Source organism: Bacillus sp. JNUCC-21, assembly GCF_041222765.1.
Classification (GTDB): domain Bacteria; phylum Bacillota; class Bacilli; order Bacillales; family Bacillaceae; genus Bacillus; species Bacillus velezensis.
In genome coordinates this window covers 610821-629293 of the sequence record NZ_CP166019.1, presented here as the reverse complement: position 1 = coordinate 629293, position 18473 = coordinate 610821, and the positions used below count along the sequence as shown (strand labels likewise).

Here is an 18473-nt window from a genome sequence, read left to right as displayed (position 1 = left end):
ATATAAACAGTATAAAAAAACGTTTCCAGCGAATTGTTTCCAGTCTGAAAAAGGAAAAAGCTCCCTTTAGAAAGGAAGCTTTATTTCAGCTGGAGAGGCTCCATATGAACGTGTGAATGGTCAATGGCATGTTCCTCTTTCATCTTGCGTTCTACCTCATTTGCGATCTCATGACTCTCTTTAATGTTCAGATCTGACGGCACTTCAATGACGACATCAATATGAACGGAGCTGCCCAGATATCTCGCTTTAATATCTTTTAAACGGCTGACGCCCGCAATCTGTTCAATCGTCTTTTTATAATCAGAAATATGTTTGACATCAAAACCGTCAGTCAGCGAATGAGAGGATTCCTTAAAAATATCCCACGCGGTTTTGCAGATGATCAACCCGATGATAAACGCGGTAACCGTATCCACCCAAGCCAAATGGAACTGTGAAGCAAAAATTCCGATAAACGTGCCGATACTGACGAGCGCATCTGATTTATTATCAGCGGCCGCAGCTGAAAGGGCCTGGCTGTTTACCTTTTTGGCAAGCCCTTTCGTATAGCGGCAGACCATCAGCATCACGACGGCGCTCCCCGCGGCCGTCCAGGCGGCTATCATATCCGGCGTTTCCTCTTTAACGGAAAAAATAGATTGCGCGGCGCTGAACAGCACTTGCATTCCGACAAACATCATAATAATGGAAGCGATGAGGGACGCGACGGTCTCCGCCCGAAAATGGCCGTAAGGATGATCTTCGTCAGGAGGTTTCTGAGAGATGCGCAAACCGATGAAAACAGCCGCAGATGCCACGATATCAGTCGTATTATTTAAACCGTCGGCCTGAAGCGCTTCTGAGTGAAACAAATAACCGATCACAAGCTTCACAGCCGACAATGCCGCATATGCGCCAATACTGACAATCGCTCCGGTTTCGCCTTTTTTCAATTCATGATATCTCTCCACTGAAAATCCTCCTTCCCGTTCAATTTTTCCTTCATTATCATACAAAGCGAGGACACAGTGGGTCTATAGAAACATGATTCACTTTCCACAGAAAAATAGTAAGCATAGAACATTTATGCACTCAGGAAACTTATTTTCATTCACAAAACCCCTCTCATCCCAATCGTATCAAGGATTCTCGCCAACCCACGTTCATGGAATTATTTTCAAACCCATTAAAACACAGAAATAACAGAAAATTATTTTTTTCCTTCCGGCACTTTCTGCTGTACGGACGAGAAAAAATGTCATATTTTCTTACATCATTTTCAACTGCCTGTGGCATTTATGATAGAATAATACTTGTCGGAATATTCAGCATAAACAAACCAAAAGGAGGCAAAGAATGAATCAGCCTAACTCTTTATCAAAGGGATTAAAAACCCGGCATATGACTATGATTTCAATTGCCGGCGTGATCGGCGCCGGATTATTTGTCGGAAGCGGATCCGTCATTCATTCCACCGGACCCGGAGCGATTGTCTCCTACGCTTTAGCAGGATTATTAGTGATTTTTATTATGAGAATGCTGGGGGAAATGTCCTCCGTCAACCCGACAAGCGGTTCGTTTTCACAGTACGCGCATGACGCCATCGGTCCTTGGGCCGGTTTTACGATCGGATGGCTGTATTGGTTTTTCTGGGTCATCGTCATTGCCATTGAAGCCATTGCAGGCGCCGGAATCATACAGTACTGGTTCCCGGGCATTCCGTTATGGCTGACGAGTCTGCTTCTGACCGTGCTGTTAACACTGACGAATATTTATTCAGTTAAATCGTTCGGCGAATTTGAATACTGGCTTTCCTTAGTGAAGGTAGCGACGATCGTTGTCTTCTTAATCGCGGGATTTGCGTTCATTTTCGGAATCGTCCCCGGCAGCAAACCGGTCGGGCTGGAAAATCTGGCGGGCAGCGGCGGATTTTTCCCTAAAGGTCCAAGTTCCGTTCTGCTCGGCATCGTCGTTGTCATTTTTTCTTTCATGGGATCTGAAATCGTCGCAATCGCAGCGGGAGAAACGTCAAATCCGGTCGAATCCGTCACAAAGGCGACCCGCTCAGTCGTTTGGCGGATCATTATTTTTTACGTCGGTTCCATTGCGGTTGTGGTCACACTGCTGCCGTGGGATTCAGCCAATATTTTGGAAAGCCCCTTCGTTGCCGTTTTGAGCCATATCGGGGTTCCCGCTGCCGCTCAAATCATGAATTTTATCGTCCTGACAGCCGTTCTGTCCTGCCTGAACTCCGGGCTTTATACGACGTCACGGATGCTGTATTCACTGGCGGAGCGAAATGAAGCGCCGCGGCGTTTTATGAAACTGAGCAAAAGAGGCGTACCGGTTCAAGCCATTATCGCCGGCACCTTTTTCTCCTATATTGCCGTTGTTATGAACTACTTTTCTCCCGACTCCGTATTTTTGTTCCTGGTCAATTCATCAGGGGCGATCGCACTGCTCGTCTATCTCGTCATCGCCGTCTCACATCTGAGAATGAGAAAGAAAATCGAACGGACAAACCCTGAATCTCTTAAAATCAAAATGTGGTTTTATCCGTACTTAACCTACCTGACGATCATCGCCATTTGCGCCATCTTGTTATCTATGCTGTTTATCAGTTCAATGCGGTCTGAATTTCTGCTGACAGGATTTATTACTCTGCTGGTACTTGCCTCATATGTATTCCGCAAAAAACAAAAACCGAAAGAGAGCGCTTCCGAAAGCCGGATTGCGCAATAACCGCAAACACCCCCCTCAAAAAAGGGCGGGTGTTTTTTTAACCAACCTGTTCAAGGCAGCATTAACTGTAGTACAGGATTTCAATAAATGATAAGGACAGGATGAAAAATGGCACTAGAAAAATTTGCAGATGAACTGCCGATTATCGAAACACTCCAGCCGCAGAAGAAATCAGACGGCAGCACGTATTATGAAGTCACGATGAAGGAATGCTTTCACAAGCTGCACCGCGATCTCCCGCCGACCCGGCTGTGGGGGTATAACGGTTTATTTCCCGGCCCGACGATCGACGTGAACCAAGATGAAAACGTCTATATTAAATGGATGAATGACCTTCCGGATAAGCATTTTCTGCCAGTGGATCATACCATTCACCATTCAGAAAGCGGCCATCAGGAACCCGATGTCAAAACCGTCGTCCATTTACACGGAGGAGCAACGCCGCCGGACAGCGACGGCTACCCGGAAGCATGGTTCACAAAGGATTTTAAGGAAACGGGTCCTTATTTTGAGAGAGAGGTATACCATTATCCAAACAAACAGCGCGGGGCTCTGTTATGGTATCACGATCACGCCATGGCGATTACGAGGCTCAATGTGTACGCCGGGCTTGCCGGGATGTATATCATCCGCGAGCGAAAAGAAAAGCAGCTGAAGCTTCCCTCCGGAGAGTACGACGTACCGCTTATGATTTTGGACCGCACATTAAATGACGACGGTTCCTTGTCTTATCCGAGCGGACCTGCTAACCCTTCCGAAACGCTGCCCGACCCTTCCATCGTCCCGTTTTTTTGCGGAAATACCATTCTCGTCAATGGTAAAGCGTGGCCGTATATGGAAGTTGAGCCGCGGACATATCGTTTCCGCATCCTTAATGCCTCCAATACGAGAACATTTTCTCTCTCGCTCAATAACGGCGGGAAGTTTATCCAAATCGGTTCTGACGGCGGACTGCTTCCCCGCTCTGTCAAAACACAATCTATCAGCTTAGCCCCGGCAGAGCGGTATGATGTGCTCATCGATTTCTCCGCCTTTGACGGAGAACATATCATTTTAACGAACGGCACCGGCTGCGGGGGCGACGCCGATCCGGATACAGACGCCAATGTGATGCAATTCCGCGTCACAAAACCGCTGAAGGGAGCAGACACAAGCCGGAAGCCTAAATATCTTTCAACAATGCCTAATGTGACATCAAAGAGAATACACAATATCAGGACGCTTAAACTCACAAATACGCAAGACAAATACGGCCGGCCCGTTTTGACGCTGAATAACAAGCGATGGCATGATCCTGTGACAGAAGCGCCGAAGCTCGGCACAACGGAAATCTGGTCGATTATCAATCCGATGGGGGGAACACATCCGATACACCTGCACCTTGTTTCCTTCCAAATCCTTGACCGGCGCCCTTTTGACTTAGAGCGTTATAACAAATTCGGCGACATTGTGTATACAGGCCCCGCCGTCCCGCCTCCTCCAAGTGAGAAAGGCTGGAAAGATACCGTGCAGGCGCACTCGGGAGAGGTCATCAGAATCGCGGCGACCTTCGCTCCTTACAGCGGACGCTACGTATGGCACTGTCATATTTTAGAACATGAAGATTACGACATGATGAGACCGATGGACGTCACGGATAAGCAGTAAACAAATATCACCCCTTTTAGAGAAGGGGATTTTTTATTTATCCAAAAAGAAAAAATAAGAAGACACTTATTTGCATATACTGTAATAACAGGAAGACGATGCACCCTCATTGGAAATCTGGATAGAAAAAGGAATTAGGAGATTAGGGAAAAGTATGAGACAATGAAGGAGTGCACGAAAATTCATAAGGGAAGAAGTGACTTTATGTCTTACTACAACAAACGTAATCAGGAACCGCTGCCTAAAGAAGATGTCAGTACGTGGGAATGCACAAAAGAGGACTGTATCGGCTGGAGCAGAAAGAATTTTGCCGGCAGTGATACCCCGACTTGCCCCCTTTGCGGCAGTAAAATGATCGACGGCGTCCGTTCGTTGGTAAATCTCCAAAACAATAATCAAACGGCATCAAGTTAGACCTCCCTTTTACGAGTCTCAACATAGAGAAGGCCTCCATGTCTCATGAGAGGCCTTTGCGTTATCATGTCCTTTTATGATGCAAAGGAGCAATGAACATGAAAAACGATCGGCAGCAGAAAGATCTGAAGGAAATGGCAAAACGGCGGAAAATGAACCTTGCCGCACAGTCATTCATCGAAACGTTCCATTTTGCCGTTCCGATTCTCCGTTTTTTCAAATGGTTCGCCTCAGCCGCAGCCAGCTTTGTTCATTAAAAAACACCCAGCGGGCGCTGAGTGTTTTTTTCATGATTGGATGACGGAAAAACTGTTGATAATGCCGTTGTCATTTTCCCAGACTTTTTCGCATTTTTTCGTATCCAAATGATAAGCATAAATGGTCCGGACCTTCGCATTCCGCCCCGTTTCATCCTTCAGACGCTTAGCGCCTTTTGCTTCCGCCATGAAATAAATGATGCTGCCGTCTTTAGAAAACTGAGGCTGGGCATCAATCAGCGGAGCGAAGTCCTTCCCGTTTGAGATAATCGTTTCATCTTTTTTCGTTTTGACATTCATCAGACGGATGGACGCTTTTTGTTCCGTCCCTTTTTGTGTATAAGATGTAAAGACAAGGTTCTTTCCGTCCGGTGACACCGCCACGTCGCTGATAAACTGTTCAAGGTTTGTCAAATCCTGAAGGTGTTCGCCCGCTCCTGCTGCAAACCGGATATTCGTCGGTTCAGGGTCAATCCCCTTCTCATTTGCCTCATCCGTTTTTTGATAATCCTCTTTCACGGAATAATGCAGAAGCGCAAAATCGTTTTGGCTGCGGTTATAAAAGAAGCTGCTCACACTGTCGTCTTTCTCATCGGCGGCGGGATACAGATTTTCATAACGTTTCGTTTTCAAATCAAAAGATGCGAGACGGAAAATATCTTCATCCGCTTTTCCGAGACGGAAATAAATGTGCGTCAGATCCTTTGATAAAAACAGACTGTCAGCGCTTGCCGTTCCTTTATAAAGCACCGTCTTCTTTTTCGTCTTCAGATCAAGCTTATAGAGACGCATCTCATTTTGGTCATTATTCCCGACAAAATAGAGCACCTGATGGGCGTCATCCAGCGCAAACGCCGGATATGCCGAAAGCTTTTCCTCGTACAGCACGCGGCCGTCCTCGTAATATTTCGTCATCAGATCTTTGTCTGTAATGGAAACAAGCAGCTTGTCATGGCCGCCGGAGACAACGGCTTTCCCGCCGCCGTCGCTTTTTCCTTTAATCAGTAAAACGGACGCGATGACCGCCGCCGCCAAAACGGCAGCCAGCAACATCCAGATCCATCGTTTCTTCTTCATTATCAATCTCTCCGTCAATCAGAAAAAGCAAGAATCAGTGTCCTTGCTTTTTAAGATGGTCTATTTTAATAGCTGTAGTGTCCGGATACTCTTCCTTTGCTTAATGGATATCCGAGCGCTTTGAACGCTTTCGGGCTGACATCCAATACGGCATTCGGCAGACGGCCTACATCATTTTTGTATACGGTGATAACCTTTTTCGGTTTTGCTTTCGCATAAGCTCTGATTTTCGTTCCGTTTCTCGGAACGTCAAATCCTAATTTTGTCGCACAATCCCAGTGTCCCAGTTTTTTACCGGAAGATCCTTTTTTACCGACTCCATTATACCATGTAATATTTCCGTTCACTTTTTTAGCACTTGCATCAGAAGAGAAACTGATCGCTCCCAGCGTGCTTCCTGCTAAAATCAATAAGGCTAAGAATAACTTCTTCAAGCTTTCGTCCTCCTGATTCTTTATTCTAGGCAAAATTATACACCAAGAAGACGATTATAATATTTCAATCACTTTACATGTTCATTACAACGTGATGAGACATGCACATAACGACGGCACAATTACCTGTTCTATATAATTCCATGGTAAATTATACTACAAAATTTAATTCATTAGCGTTATAATATTCATAGAGTATTTCTGCATTCAATATGGACTTTTTATAAGGCCTATTGATAGTTGCATAATATGATATATTTTGAGAAATCAGGCTTTAGGAAGCAGGCACTTTATTCCTTTTAACCGTGGTTCATATTGATCATGTACCTATACTCGTTTCAATCAGACTAGGAGTGATAATCAATGAAAGCGGCAAGATGGCACAATCAAAAAGACATTCGAATCGAAAACATTGATGAACCTAAAGCAGAACCGGGTAAAGTCAAAATTAAAGTCAAATGGTGCGGGATTTGCGGAAGCGACCTTCATGAATATTTGGGAGGCCCGATCTTTATTCCGGTCGGCAAACCTCATCCGTTAACAAACGAAATGGCGCCCGTCACGATGGGTCACGAATTCTCAGGAGAAGTCGTTGAAGTGGGCGAAGGCGTCAAAAATTACAGCGTCGGCGACCGTGTCGTCGTGGAACCGATTTTTGCCACACACGGACATCAGGGAGCCTATAACCTTGATGAACAAATGGGATTCTTAGGCTTAGCCGGAGGCGGCGGCGGATTTTCTGAATATGTATCCGTTGACGAAGAATTGCTGTTTAAGCTTCCTGAAGAGCTTTCTTACGAACAGGGCGCGCTTGTTGAGCCGTCAGCGGTAGCGCTTTACGCCGTCCGCCAAAGCAAATTAAAAGCGGGCGACAAGGCGGCGGTTTTTGGCTGCGGACCGATCGGGCTGCTTGTGATTGAAGCCCTGAAAGCGGCCGGCGCCACAGATATTTACGCGGTTGAACTTTCACCGGAACGTCAGGAAAAAGCGAAAGAACTCGGCGCTATCATCATTGATCCGTCAAAAACGGACGATGTCGTTGAAGAAATCGCTAAACGCACAAACGGCGGCGTTGATGTTTCTTATGAAGTAACAGGCGTTCCTGTCGTTCTCCGCCAGGCGATCCAGTCAACAAACATTGCCGGTGAAACGGTTATCGTCAGCATCTGGGAAAAAGGAGCGGAAATTCATCCGAACGATATCGTCATCAAAGAACGGACCGTAAAAGGCATTATCGGATACCGCGACATCTTCCCTTCCGTTCTTGCATTGATGAAAGAGGGCTACTTCTCAGCAGATAAGCTCGTCACGAAAAAAATCGTGCTCGACGATCTGATTGAAGAAGGCTTCGGCGCTTTAATCAAAGAGAAAAACCAAGTGAAAATCTTAGTCAAACCGAACTAAGTTGTCCCGCTGATACCGGACACATCGGAAAAAGAGCCGTTCTGGCTCTTTTTTTCATCTCATCGTCTTTCCTTCCTTTTCCTTTTAAAAATGATCCCCTCTGCGCAAACTATTTTTTACCCTGTCCCGTCTATCCTTAGGCAACAGCCTATGATACGTATTTTTAAAAAAGGAGCCCTTTGAAGCAATGAAGAACGAAACAGCCAAAGCGTCGCTTGTGACGTGCATAACTGAGCGCAAGGAAGACTTTTACCGGCTGGCGTACAGTTACGTAAAGAACAAGGATGACGCGTTAGATATTGTTCAGGAATCAATTCAAAAAGCGCTGACATCGGTCGAATCCGTCAAAAACCCCGATGTGATCAAAAGCTGGTTTTATAAAATTTTAGTGCGCACGGCCATTGATTTTCTCCGCAAACAGAAAAAACTGAAAGTGATGGACGATGAAACGATCGAGTTTTTAAGCCGCGGAAAGGAAGATCACTACAAAGACACAGACCTTCACGAAGCGCTTGATGACCTGCCGCATCAATATAAAACCATTATCATTCTGCGTTTCTTTGAAGACCTGAAATTAGAAGAAATCGCGGACATCACGGGGGAAAACATCAACACCGTCAAAACACGCCTTTACAGGGGGCTGAAGCTCATGCGCATTCAGCTGACGAAGGAGGATCTTTCTTAATGGAAAAGAGATTTGAACAATTAAGAGAAGAGTATAAAAGTGTGCCCATTCCTAAGGAACTGGACAGCATTGTCGAAAAAGCCCTTCAGCAGAAACCGAAGAAAAAACGAATCGTGATGTGGCCGACATCCGCGGCAGTCGCTGCGGCCGTCTTATTTACCGCCGTTGTCAATATCAACCCGGATGCCGCACAAGCCATGTCTAAAATCCCCGTCATCGGCAAAGTCGTCCAAGCCATCACATTCACGGAGATGAAGGAAGAAAAGAACCAATCAAGCATTGATGTGAAAACGCCCGCTCTGTCCGGCCTTTCCGATCATAAACTCGAAGACAGCATCAACCGGCATTATATGAAAGAAAGCAAAGAGCTGTATCAGGAATTTATGAAGGCGACCTCAAAAAGCAAAAAAGGCCACCTTAGTATTTACAGCGATTATGAAACCGTTACTGACACAGCGGATTTGATCTCAATCCGCCGTGATATCGAAAAAACGCAAGCTTCCTCTTATACGCAAAGCCGTTACATCACGATTGATAAAAAGAATGAGGCCGTGCTTACGTTAAAGAGTTTATTTAAAGATGACCGTTATATTAAAGTCATCAGCCAAAATATTAAAGAACAAATGAAAAAACAGATGAAAGAAGATCCGAATAAAATATACTGGGTCGAAGATAATGATATGTCGGAGCCTTTTAAAGCCATCCGCGCCGACCAGAATTTTTATATTACAGATAAGCACAAACTTGTCATCTCATTTGACGAATATGAAGCGGCACCCGGATATATGGGCGTCACAGAGTTTACAATACCGACCTCCGTCATCTCCAAGCTGCTTGTCGGAGACCGCTACATCAGATAAAGAAAGAAAAAAATCCATGATATCCGCAGATCATGGATTTTTTCTTTCGTCCCGCAACAGCCAAGATGCACAAGGGACCCTTTTCATATAACAGACGCCGGACGGGGGCTGAAAAGTTTAAGAAAATCACAGCATTTCATTCATTTTTTCTGAAACAAAATCCCCTTCCGAATGCGTCTAATTAACGGAACAAATGGAAGACTGTACAGAAATCTGCCATAGCCATCCGCAAAACAGCGAGAATTTCCGCACACATTATTGGAGGAATACCATGTCAGACAAGTCACTGCATCACCGCTATATTCCCGGACTGGATGGACTTCGCGCCTTTGCCGTCCTCGCAGTTATCGCATATCATCTGAATTTTAACTGGGCCGACGGCGGTTTCATCGGTGTTGATATCTTTTTTGTTTTATCGGGGTATTTAATTACATCTATTATATTGCCTGCCCAAGGCAATGCCATCACCCTTGATTTGCGTGATTTTTGGATGCGCCGGATCAGGCGGCTTCTGCCGGCGGCTTATCTCATGATTATCACGACGGTCATTTGGGTCGTATTGTTTAACAGCGAGCTCCTGCATACCGTACGCGGGGATGCGGTCTCCTCACTTTTTTACATAAGCAATTGGTGGTTTATCTTTCATCAGCTTTCTTATTTCGACAGCTTCGGCTCCCCTTCGCCATTAAAAAACCTTTGGTCGCTGGCGATTGAAGAACAGTTTTATATCATATGGCCCTTCCTGCTGCTTGCGGGAATGTACATATGTAAAACACGGGCCCGGCTTGCGGCCGCGGTCATGTTTCTCGCGTTATGTTCGGCAGTCGTAATGAGTATGATGTATGTGCCCGGCGGAGATCCGAGCCGCGTTTATTACGGGACGGATACCCGCTCATTTGAATTGCTGATCGGCTGCGCTTTAGCTTTAGTGTGGCCGATGAAACGATTATCTTCCAAACGGCTGCCGAGCAGCATGAAACACCTGCTTCACGGGACGGAGCTTGCTGCTTTTGCCGCGCTGCTGCTTTGCGTCTTTTACACGGATGAATATGAACCCTTCCTGTACAAGGGCGGCATGCTTTTGATCAGCATCACCGCAGCGGTTCTTGTCGCATGTTTATGCCATCCGAGCAGCTTTTTGGGACATGTCCTTTCATGGAAGCCGCTTCGCTGGATCGGAACGAGATCATACGGAATCTACCTTTGGCATTACCCGGTTTTCGTACTGAGCACACCCGTGCAGGAAATCGGAAATCCGGTTTATTGGCACTGCGCCGTCAGAATCGGCGCCACTTTCATTCTTGCCGAGCTGTCTTACCATTTCATTGAACAGCCGATCCGCACTGCGGGCTTCCGGCCATTTTTACGCCGCGTGTTTCTGAACCGCTTTCTGGAATGGAAGACATCTTCTGTCATCAGCAGAATGTCGCTCGGCCTTATTCTTGCCGCCATTCTCGTATTTGCGGGCGGGCTGTCAGGGATAGCCGAAGAGAAAAAACAGCCGCAATGGACGTACGCGCAAAATGATCAGCAAGAAACCGCCGCCTCTTCGCACAAAACGGCCGATCACGATCAACCGGCAAAAGAAGATGACAGCAAGAAAAAACACAGCGGCGAAAAAACAGACACCGCGTCAGACAAAAACAAGAAAGAACCAACAGACAAATCAAATACGAAGAAAACCGAAGAGAAAAAGGAACGGTCATCCCAAAAAACGGCTGATTCAAAACAAACACAGCCTCAGCAAGACGTGCTGGCCATCGGTGACTCGGTGATGCTGGACATTGCGTCATACCTGCGGCAGTCCCTCCCTCATGTCACCATCGACGGAAAGGTAGGAAGACAAGTCTCTCAAGCACTCCAGCTCACTTCGGAATATGCGTCATTTAATCAGCCGAACAAAGCGGTCATCATCGAGTTAGGGACGAACGGCTATTTCACAAACAGCCAAATTGAATCACTGATCAGCTCCTTTTCAAAAGCCGATATCTATCTTGTCAACACACGTGTGCCGCGGCAGTGGGAAAGCAAAGTAAACGAGTCATTGCGCCGGCAGGCCGAGTCACGGAAAAATGTGACGCTTGTCGATTGGCACGCAAAAGCATTGCAGCACCCTGAATACTTCACACCGGACGGCGTCCATCTCATACCTGAGGGGTCTAAAGCGCTGACATCCCTCATCGTTCAAACAATGAAATCATGACAAAAAAAGAGGCCCCAAAAAGGCCTCTTTTTCGTATATCGTCAGGCAAGCTTCTGTCCGCAATTCGGGCAAAAATTCGCGCCTTCCGTTTTCGTTCCGCAGTTCGGACAGAATTTCGGCTTAGCCGCTCCTTCCGAGCCGTTCGCCGGTGCCGTCCCCTGATTCTGCTGACTTTGATCTTGCTGCGGCTGGTTCTGCTGATTTTGGTTCATTTGGTTCATCATTTGATTTGCCGCATTCATTCCCATCATCATGCCCGCCATGTCTGAGGCGGCGCCGCTTCCGCTCATTTTGCCGGATGACATTCCGTCCGTCATGGAAATCTGCTGATAGCGGTTCACATCGCCCACCATGCCGTAAGAAGCGTTTTTCGTAATCATATCCTGAACTTCCTGCGGATAGTTAAAGCTCATAATATTGAAGCCCGTAATCGACATGCCGTCTCCGATCAGCTGCATATCAAGATCTTCTTGAATCCCTTTTCCGATTTCAAAGGAATTCGACTGCAGATTGAACATGTCTTTTCCTTCTCTGGTGATCCATTTCATCAAAAGCTGATCGAGAATAGACGTAATCCGGATTTTAATGTCCTCCACTAAATAGCTGTCTTTGACACCAGCAATCTTATCAATCAATCCGATGTAGTCAATGACCTTGAAGTTAAATGTGCCGTTTGCGCGGATCGGCATACCGCCCGGCATACCTGCCGCCGGAATGTTGATAGCGTTTTTTGTGCCCCACTTCACGGTGAACTCCTTCGTATTCACAAACAGCACTTCAGCCCGCATGCCGCTGTTAAAGCCAAACTTAAACCCTTTTAGTGTAGATAGAAACGGAATGATTTCTGATTCGATATCATAATCGCCGTCATCACGGAAAATCCCTTCAATCTTCCCGTTGTATAAAAAGATGGCATCCTGTCCCGGCCGGATGATCAGACGGCTGCCTTTTTTAATTTCACGGTTGTTCCATTTATAGAAAACCATGTCATCTCTGAATTCTTCCCATTCCACCACATTTGCTAACTGATTTCTGAAAAAACCCATGTATGCTCAAATCCTTTACATATAATTTAAAAACTTCCCTTGCTTCCGCTGTAACTCGTGCCGCCCCTCGTGACTCCGCCGTCATTGTCATTATCTTTATCAGGCTTTTTTTCTCTTGTAACGTCGGTTCGGATATATGTGTCGTGCTGGCTCAGCACTTCAGACGTATCGTGATCCATATACGTGCTGCCGGTGACGGTGACCTTGCCGCCGGAATTGTACACCATCACAGTGACGGCGATGCCGGCCGCGGCTGCGGCAATAATGAGCTGAAACCACCATGTGAGCAGCAGATTGTCAGACTTGTCGTCCGGGCTTTTCCCCATATCTTTATAAGCCATCTTGATGTAGGTCTGAAACGCCTTTTCATAATGGCCTGCGGAAATATCTGACGAGATCGTATTTCTGATCGTATTCAGCCGGCTGTTATTCAAATACGTCTCCGCCTTTTTATACCCGGAGATAAATACTTCCCGATTTTTCATATCAATGGTCAAAATCGCCGTGCTTCCGCTAAAATGACTGTCATAAAAATCACCGGCGTACTGCTCGATGTCCTTACCGCCCGTTCCGTTTGCGGTAAGAATGATAAAATCGGTATGGCGCTTTGCCCCGAGCTTCCCGGCCAATTCCTCAAGTTTCTTCGTTTCATCCTTCGTTAATAAATGAGCATTGTCATAAACATATTGCTTCTGTTCCGCGGCAGACGCCGATGTATGTAAACCAAAAGACATCATCAGAAAAAGGACGAAACAGAAGAGACACGCTTTTTTTATCGATACTTTCATCAAAAACCGCCTCCTATCATAAGTGAGACGAGTCTTAATGCTAAAAACGCACCGGCGGTTATGCCGCCGAACCACGCGGCCACTTTTCCGGCACTGATCGGCGGTTTGCCGACAACCTTGCCCGTCTGCCCGTTCATCGCAAAAATGTGCTCAGCCCGCTCATAGTCGTAGCTGACCATCCAGACCGGAAGCAGTACGTAAAAGCTGCTGATTTTATCGGTCTGAATCTGCTCATCCGTAATGTCAGCCGTCGTATATCCGGAGAAGGTGGATCTGATATAAGAATCAATATAATGGCTGATTTTATCCTTCGCCCGCGGAAAGAGATCGTCATCGGTATAATTGTACTTTTCCGCTATATATCCCGCTAAATAGGCCGTATTAAACTCCTTCAGTTCACTGTATGAGTAAGGTTCCAATTTGTCCATTAATTCATCATTCATTTTTTCTGAAGCGTCGACCGGAATTTTGAGATAATCAAGATTGATATCTCGGTACGCGTTGTAATACTCGGTCTCCGTCACCCGGTATTCTCCATCTTCATAGTGATGCACTCTCGTACAAACGGCATTGACCTGAACCTTGCTGTTTAAATCAAACATCCAAAACGGCACGTACATGCCCGTTATGCTCTTCACCCGATCAGCAGACATAAATCCTTTCGGTGTCAGACGGCCGTTTCGGCACCACTTTTTAAAAGCGCTCATGGCTTCTTCTTTACTGATCGTAAAAGGAATCACCATCGAAGGCGCGAGATTTCCCGATAATCGGTCGGCGAGAACGGCGGCTCCTCCGCAAAACCCGCACGTCGTGGCCGTCGTTTCCGCCTCAGTCATTAATACCGCACCGCAATTCTCACACCGGTACTCGTTCGCCTCATTTTCAGAAAATCTCGTCGTTATATACTCTTTTGGCAGGCTCTCAATCTGATCCTGCCGCCCGCAGCTGTGACATGTCAGCATGCCGGATGAACTGTCAAAGACCATATCATCGCCGCAGTTCGGGCATTTATAAGAAATGATCATTCTGTTTCTCTCACTTTCTCTTTATATCGGACAAAGCTGCAGCCCGCTGTCTATTGATCTTTACTGAAAAGCATTTTCTGCTTGAGCGCCGCCAATTCATCATCGACACTGCTTTGATTGCTGTCATATTTAGCCGTCAGATCGTCAATATCGTCTTTCGGAGACGCGTTCAGCTCAGCCATCGCATTGGCATGATCAAGCGCTTGGTTGACCTTGTCTTCCATTCTGCCGAAAGCTGTCATCGATTGGCCCGCATTTGACACAGAGGACCCCAATTTGTTCATTCTCTCCTGCGTTTTTGCCACAGACCACTTCGCTTTGATGGCATTTCGGCGCGACTCAAGCTCTCCGATATCAGCGACAAGCTTGTCATGCATTTTGCGCATTTGAGACGCGTTGGAAAAAGCGAGCTGATAAGCCGTCTGCAGCTCAGTCAGTCTTGATTCAACAGCCGCTTTCCTTTCCAAAAACGTCCGCGCATCGGCTTCATTGCCGGCCTGCAACGCTTTCATCGCATAACTTTCCATCTTTTCGGCATCAGCCTGGCATTCTGTTAACGCTCTTTTCGCCCGCTGTTCCTCAGCCATGACAGAAGCCGTCTCCGCTTTCACTTTTCCTAAATCACTGTTCAGATTCCGCAAATATTGATCAACCATTTTTTCAGGGTTTTCAGCTTTGTCCAGCAGCGCATTGATATTGCTTGACATGATGTCTTTAAATCTTCCTAAAATACTCATTTTTCATTTTCCTCCCAAAATTAAATAGTAACAAGTTCATAGTTATCTATACTGTTTTTTTCAAAAAAAGTTTCATTTTCTCATGAATTTATGTATTTTTATATGAAAATAGTCTCATTCAGCCCATTTGTGCCAGCGGAAATTCTTTATGACCAGATACAGTGAGAACAAAAAATAAATAAAAAGCCCGATCATCAACCCGCTCACTAACGGGTAATGCTTCGCCGCATACACAAAGAAATCCAGCTGCGAAATCTGTTCCGGACTTGTAATCGTATCCGTCCCATTCAAAAGCTTTGAAAATTTAGCCGTATCATTCCAATCAAACGAATCAGAAACAAGCTCACTCCCCTGATACCAATTGACAGCGGCGAGACAAAGAAAACAAAAAACAGAAAACGCGCATTGCACAATAAGAAAAACATGTTTCATGAAAAACATTCCTCCGCGGTTCAATATCACAGGCCGTCACACTATACATGACGGCAGCAGCAGAAACTTGGTTTTACTCAGAACTGATAAAAAAGTTATTGTATGAACTTCACAGCGGTTCAATTTACTGGATGCCTTTCTAAAGTATACCGTATATCGAAAAGGGTTTCAGGCCTAAATAAAAGAGGATGCTTCCCGAAGTCCGATGACTTTCAAGAAACATCCTCGATATTTTACAGAGTCACTCCAACCTCTTTTAAGCTCGGCAAAGCATCAATCGCACCGATTTTGGTGCACACGAGCGCCCCCACCTTATTGGCAAATGAGACAATATCACGCAGCTTCGCAAAATCTTCGGCTGCCGTCTGAATCTCATCGGTGCGCGCCAGCTGATACAGCGCCGCACCGACAAACGCATCTCCCGCTCCCGTTGAGTCTATTGATGTCACCGGAATGCTCGGAATGATGTCAATATCCTTCCCATTTGAAAGAAGGGTCCCGCTTTTCCCGAGTGTCACCGCCACAATGCCGGCCCCGAGCTCATGAAGAACCGCAACACCTTCTTTATGATCCTTCGCACCGCTGATGATCTCAAGCTCTTCGTCACTGACTTTCACAAAATCACTTACGGCAACGGCTTTTTTTGCGGTGTTTATAAACTCTGAAACTCTTCCTTTCCATAAATCCTCACGGTAGTTAGGATCGAAGGAAATAAACTGTCCATTGTCTTTCGCAATCGACATCAGCCGTAAATAGGCTGAGCAAAACGGATCAGATAACAATGCCGTCGCTGATCCGAAATGAAGGATTTTCGCATCGTTTACCTTTTCCAGATCAATATCATCCAGCGTGAACAAAGCGTCCGCTCCTCTGTTAAACACAAAGTCGCGCTCCCCATTTTGTTTTAATGAAACAAACGCAAGCGTTGTAGGCGCTTTCTCATCCATGACGAGCATAGAGGTATCGACGTGTACGGCGTCCAATGTCTGCTTCAGAAAATACCCGAACGGATCTTTGCCTGTTTTTCCGCTGAAAGCAGCGTCTCCGCCCAGCTTAGCAATCGCTGCCGACACATTCGCCGGTGCGCCGCCGGCACTTTTTAAGAAGTTGCGCCCTTTCGTCAAATCAACATCCACATCGGTACAAAAGAAATCAATTAACAATTCTCCAATACAAATAACAGATTGGCTTCTCACATTATCACACTCATTTATCAATTCTCGATTATAGTTTCAGTATAGTGCTTTCTGTCATAAATACAACCGTTTACATAGAATATTTTAAATTTTACGTATACTTATCTGGCAGCCCTTTGCTCCAGATCAGACATCATCTGCTGATATTTTTTTTCAGTTAAAGGATAAAAAGAAATAAGAATAATAGACAGCAGAATGAACAATCCCGGAATGAGCGCATTCATATTTTTAATCGCATTCAATGACGAGGCGGTCTGATCGGTATTCGCGGCATATCCGGCGATTCCGAGATAAACGGCCGAAAATGACCCGGCTAACGCAACTCCGAGCTTATTGATGAAACTCATGCTCGAAATCACCACGCCATCAGCCCGGACTCCGGTTTTCCATTCCGCATAATCGACACAATCGGCAACCATTCCCCAAGCAAGCGTATTTAAAGGCGTCGTAAAAAATCCCGAAACGAAAAGCCAAAAGAAAATAAGCGGCAGCGAAGAATACGATGTAAACTGAAGGCCCGCATAAGAAATCAGCGATAGCGCCGCCGTGATGATCATAACCTGCTTCCGGCCCCGCTTCTCAGAAAAGAAAGGAATAAACAGATTGCTGATCAGCGCTGCACCGAAAAACAACACGGTTCCTAAAAACACAAATTCCTTATGGCTGACGTTATACGTAAAATAGTACACCATCGTACTGAGCTTAATGTTAAACCCAATCGCAAACGCCAAAAATGCAGAAACCAAAATGAGCAAAGGCTTGTTTCGGAATAAAACAGACAACGTTTTTTTCATTCCTTGTTTTTTTCTTTTTTCAGGCTGAATCCGCTCCCGCACAGTAAAGAAACTGAACAGATTCAATGCGATGCTCACCGCCGCATAGATAAGCGCCGTCATCTGGAATCCAAACGCCTGATCTTTCCCGCCGATCAGATCTGCAAGCGGTGTCGCACAGGAAATCGATAACAGAATTCCGATATAAACCAAAATCATCCGAGTCGTCGTCAGAACCGTCCGTTCCTCCACGGAATTCGTCATCCGCCCCGTTAAGCTGTTGACCGGAATCGTCTGCATGCTGAAGGACATCCCAAGCAGAATATAAGTGATGTACGCATAAACCATGTTCCCCGTCTCGCCGAAATGGGGGGTCGTGAAGCATAAGAACGTAAATAGCGCAAAAGGAAACGCCACCCACAAAAGATACGGCCTTGCCTTTCCCCATCTTGTATTCGTCTTGTCTAAAATCACGCCCATAATCGGGTCAAAAATAGCGTCCAGCACCCTTACGATAAGAAACAAAGCTGCAATGACCGCAGGCTTAATGCCGCCGACGTCTGTATAATAGAATAATAAGTATGCGTTTACAAACTGAAAGATAATATTGTACGACATATCGCCGAATCCGTAGCCGATCCGTTCCATCCAGGACAGGCCGCGATATTTCGTCTTTACTGCCGCTGCTTTTTCTGTTTCAATCATCATTTCCCACCCCAAGAATCCGTTTTCATTTTTGATAGGCAAGAGGGAGAATGCAAAGATCCTCCC

Annotated in this window: 18 protein-coding genes; 8 read left to right on the top strand and 10 right to left on the bottom strand. The window is 46.0% G+C overall.

The genetic code is table 11. The annotated features are described in order from the left end of the window. Positions 1-80: 80 nt before the first annotated feature. Positions 81-953 carry a cation diffusion facilitator family transporter gene (locus tag JNUCC21_RS03315; RefSeq protein WP_053104710.1) on the bottom strand — a complete coding sequence of 291 codons (873 nt, stop codon included), beginning with the start codon at positions 951-953 and terminating at the stop codon, positions 81-83. Positions 954-1338: 385 nt separating this feature from the next. Here JNUCC21_RS03315 and gabP point away from each other — a divergent pair, with 385 nt between their 5' ends. The 4 genes from gabP to JNUCC21_RS03295 all read left to right on the top strand — a co-directional run bounded on the left by gabP (position 1339) and on the right by JNUCC21_RS03295 (position 5042). After that, entirely contained in the window at positions 1339-2724 is a 1386-nt protein-coding gene (gene gabP / locus JNUCC21_RS03310) for a GABA permease (protein ID WP_007408881.1), read from the top strand. 108 nt (positions 2725-2832) lie between these two features. Then, positions 2833-4371, top strand: a complete 1539-nt coding sequence (gene cotA, locus JNUCC21_RS03305; protein WP_015416957.1) for an outer spore coat copper-dependent laccase CotA — start codon at positions 2833-2835, stop codon at positions 4369-4371. Between the two features lie 204 nt (positions 4372-4575). Beyond that, positions 4576-4785: a cold-shock protein gene (locus JNUCC21_RS03300; RefSeq protein WP_007408879.1), complete on the top strand. Its 210-nt coding sequence runs from the start codon at positions 4576-4578 to the stop codon at positions 4783-4785. A 98-nt stretch (positions 4786-4883) separates the two neighbouring features. Further along, positions 4884-5042, top strand: a complete 159-nt coding sequence (locus JNUCC21_RS03295; protein ID WP_191905473.1) for a hypothetical protein — start codon at positions 4884-4886, stop codon at positions 5040-5042. 30 nt (positions 5043-5072) lie between these two features. Here the strand turns inward: JNUCC21_RS03295 and JNUCC21_RS03290 are convergent, their stop codons facing one another. Both JNUCC21_RS03290 and JNUCC21_RS03285 read right to left on the bottom strand, forming a co-directional pair. Further along, on the bottom strand, positions 5073-6119 hold the full coding sequence (locus JNUCC21_RS03290; protein ID WP_007408878.1) for a PD40 domain-containing protein: 1047 nt from the start codon (positions 6117-6119) through the stop codon (positions 5073-5075). A gap of 65 nt (positions 6120-6184) precedes the next feature. Next, on the bottom strand, positions 6185-6553 hold the full coding sequence (locus JNUCC21_RS03285) for a septal ring lytic transglycosylase RlpA family protein (RefSeq protein WP_003155798.1): 369 nt from the start codon (positions 6551-6553) through the stop codon (positions 6185-6187). A gap of 363 nt (positions 6554-6916) precedes the next feature. Between JNUCC21_RS03285 and JNUCC21_RS03280 the strand changes: the two genes are divergently transcribed. From JNUCC21_RS03280 to JNUCC21_RS03265, 4 genes are all read left to right on the top strand, one after another. Further along, a complete protein-coding gene (locus tag JNUCC21_RS03280) occupies positions 6917-7957 on the top strand; it encodes a 2,3-butanediol dehydrogenase (protein WP_007408876.1) in 1041 nt (346 codons plus the stop codon). A 187-nt stretch (positions 7958-8144) separates the two neighbouring features. After that, complete coding sequence (locus tag JNUCC21_RS03275; protein WP_003155802.1) at positions 8145-8642, top strand: RNA polymerase sigma factor; 498 nt, start codon at positions 8145-8147, stop codon at positions 8640-8642. Further along, positions 8642-9502, top strand: coding sequence for an anti-sigma-V factor RsiV (rsiV, locus tag JNUCC21_RS03270; RefSeq protein ID WP_369878558.1), 861 nt, complete (start codon positions 8642-8644; stop codon positions 9500-9502). Before JNUCC21_RS03275 ends, rsiV begins: the two co-directional genes overlap by 1 nt. Before the next feature lie 271 nt (positions 9503-9773). Continuing rightward, positions 9774-11705, top strand: a complete 1932-nt coding sequence (locus tag JNUCC21_RS03265; RefSeq protein WP_369878557.1) for an acyltransferase family protein — start codon at positions 9774-9776, stop codon at positions 11703-11705. Positions 11706-11746: 41 nt separating this feature from the next. Here JNUCC21_RS03265 and JNUCC21_RS03260 read toward each other — a convergent pair whose 3' ends face one another. The 7 genes from JNUCC21_RS03260 to JNUCC21_RS03230 all read right to left on the bottom strand — a co-directional run bounded on the left by JNUCC21_RS03260 (position 11747) and on the right by JNUCC21_RS03230 (position 18407). Then, entirely contained in the window at positions 11747-12751 is a 1005-nt protein-coding gene (locus JNUCC21_RS03260) for an SPFH domain-containing protein (protein WP_052827134.1), read from the bottom strand. 26 nt (positions 12752-12777) lie between these two features. After that, the gene (locus JNUCC21_RS03255; RefSeq protein WP_369878556.1) at positions 12778-13539 is read right to left on the bottom strand and encodes a YgcG family protein; all 762 of its coding nucleotides are present in this window, start codon (positions 13537-13539) and stop codon (positions 12778-12780) included. After that, positions 13539-14564 (bottom strand): TFIIB-type zinc ribbon-containing protein, encoded by a 1026-nt coding sequence (locus JNUCC21_RS03250; RefSeq protein WP_047935395.1) that lies wholly within the window; start codon positions 14562-14564, stop codon positions 13539-13541. Before JNUCC21_RS03250 ends, JNUCC21_RS03255 begins: the two co-directional genes overlap by 1 nt. A gap of 50 nt (positions 14565-14614) precedes the next feature. Then, a complete protein-coding gene (locus JNUCC21_RS03245; protein WP_072588854.1) occupies positions 14615-15301 on the bottom strand; it encodes a PspA/IM30 family protein in 687 nt (228 codons plus the stop codon). A gap of 114 nt (positions 15302-15415) precedes the next feature. Continuing rightward, positions 15416-15733 (bottom strand): DUF4306 domain-containing protein, encoded by a 318-nt coding sequence (locus JNUCC21_RS03240; RefSeq protein WP_043021614.1) that lies wholly within the window; start codon positions 15731-15733, stop codon positions 15416-15418. A gap of 233 nt (positions 15734-15966) precedes the next feature. Further along, the gene (locus JNUCC21_RS03235; RefSeq protein ID WP_098081100.1) at positions 15967-16929 is read right to left on the bottom strand and encodes a carbohydrate kinase; all 963 of its coding nucleotides are present in this window, start codon (positions 16927-16929) and stop codon (positions 15967-15969) included. A gap of 101 nt (positions 16930-17030) precedes the next feature. Further along, positions 17031-18407 carry an MFS transporter gene (locus JNUCC21_RS03230; RefSeq protein ID WP_020861281.1) on the bottom strand — a complete coding sequence of 459 codons (1377 nt, stop codon included), beginning with the start codon at positions 18405-18407 and terminating at the stop codon, positions 17031-17033. Positions 18408-18473 lie beyond the last annotated feature (66 nt).

Coding starts and splice junctions, on each gene's coding strand:
- JNUCC21_RS03295 (WP_191905473.1), top strand. CDS start 4,884: ATGAAAAACGATCGGCAGCAGAAAGATCTGAAGGAAATGGCAAAACGG.
- JNUCC21_RS03245 (WP_072588854.1), bottom strand. CDS start 15,301: ATGAGTATTTTAGGAAGATTTAAAGACATCATGTCAAGCAATATCAAT.
- JNUCC21_RS03300 (WP_007408879.1), top strand. CDS start 4,576: ATGTCTTACTACAACAAACGTAATCAGGAACCGCTGCCTAAAGAAGAT.
- JNUCC21_RS03260 (WP_052827134.1), bottom strand. CDS start 12,751: ATGGGTTTTTTCAGAAATCAGTTAGCAAATGTGGTGGAATGGGAAGAA.
- cotA (WP_015416957.1), top strand. CDS start 2,833: ATGGCACTAGAAAAATTTGCAGATGAACTGCCGATTATCGAAACACTC.
- JNUCC21_RS03230 (WP_020861281.1), bottom strand. CDS start 18,407: ATGATTGAAACAGAAAAAGCAGCGGCAGTAAAGACGAAATATCGCGGC.
- JNUCC21_RS03290 (WP_007408878.1), bottom strand. CDS start 6,119: ATGAAGAAGAAACGATGGATCTGGATGTTGCTGGCTGCCGTTTTGGCG.
- JNUCC21_RS03255 (WP_369878556.1), bottom strand. CDS start 13,539: ATGAAAGTATCGATAAAAAAAGCGTGTCTCTTCTGTTTCGTCCTTTTT.
- JNUCC21_RS03275 (WP_003155802.1), top strand. CDS start 8,145: ATGAAGAACGAAACAGCCAAAGCGTCGCTTGTGACGTGCATAACTGAG.
- JNUCC21_RS03265 (WP_369878557.1), top strand. CDS start 9,774: ATGTCAGACAAGTCACTGCATCACCGCTATATTCCCGGACTGGATGGA.
- gabP (WP_007408881.1), top strand. CDS start 1,339: ATGAATCAGCCTAACTCTTTATCAAAGGGATTAAAAACCCGGCATATG.
- JNUCC21_RS03280 (WP_007408876.1), top strand. CDS start 6,917: ATGAAAGCGGCAAGATGGCACAATCAAAAAGACATTCGAATCGAAAAC.
- JNUCC21_RS03250 (WP_047935395.1), bottom strand. CDS start 14,564: ATGATCATTTCTTATAAATGCCCGAACTGCGGCGATGATATGGTCTTT.
- JNUCC21_RS03240 (WP_043021614.1), bottom strand. CDS start 15,733: ATGAAACATGTTTTTCTTATTGTGCAATGCGCGTTTTCTGTTTTTTGT.
- rsiV (WP_369878558.1), top strand. CDS start 8,642: ATGGAAAAGAGATTTGAACAATTAAGAGAAGAGTATAAAAGTGTGCCC.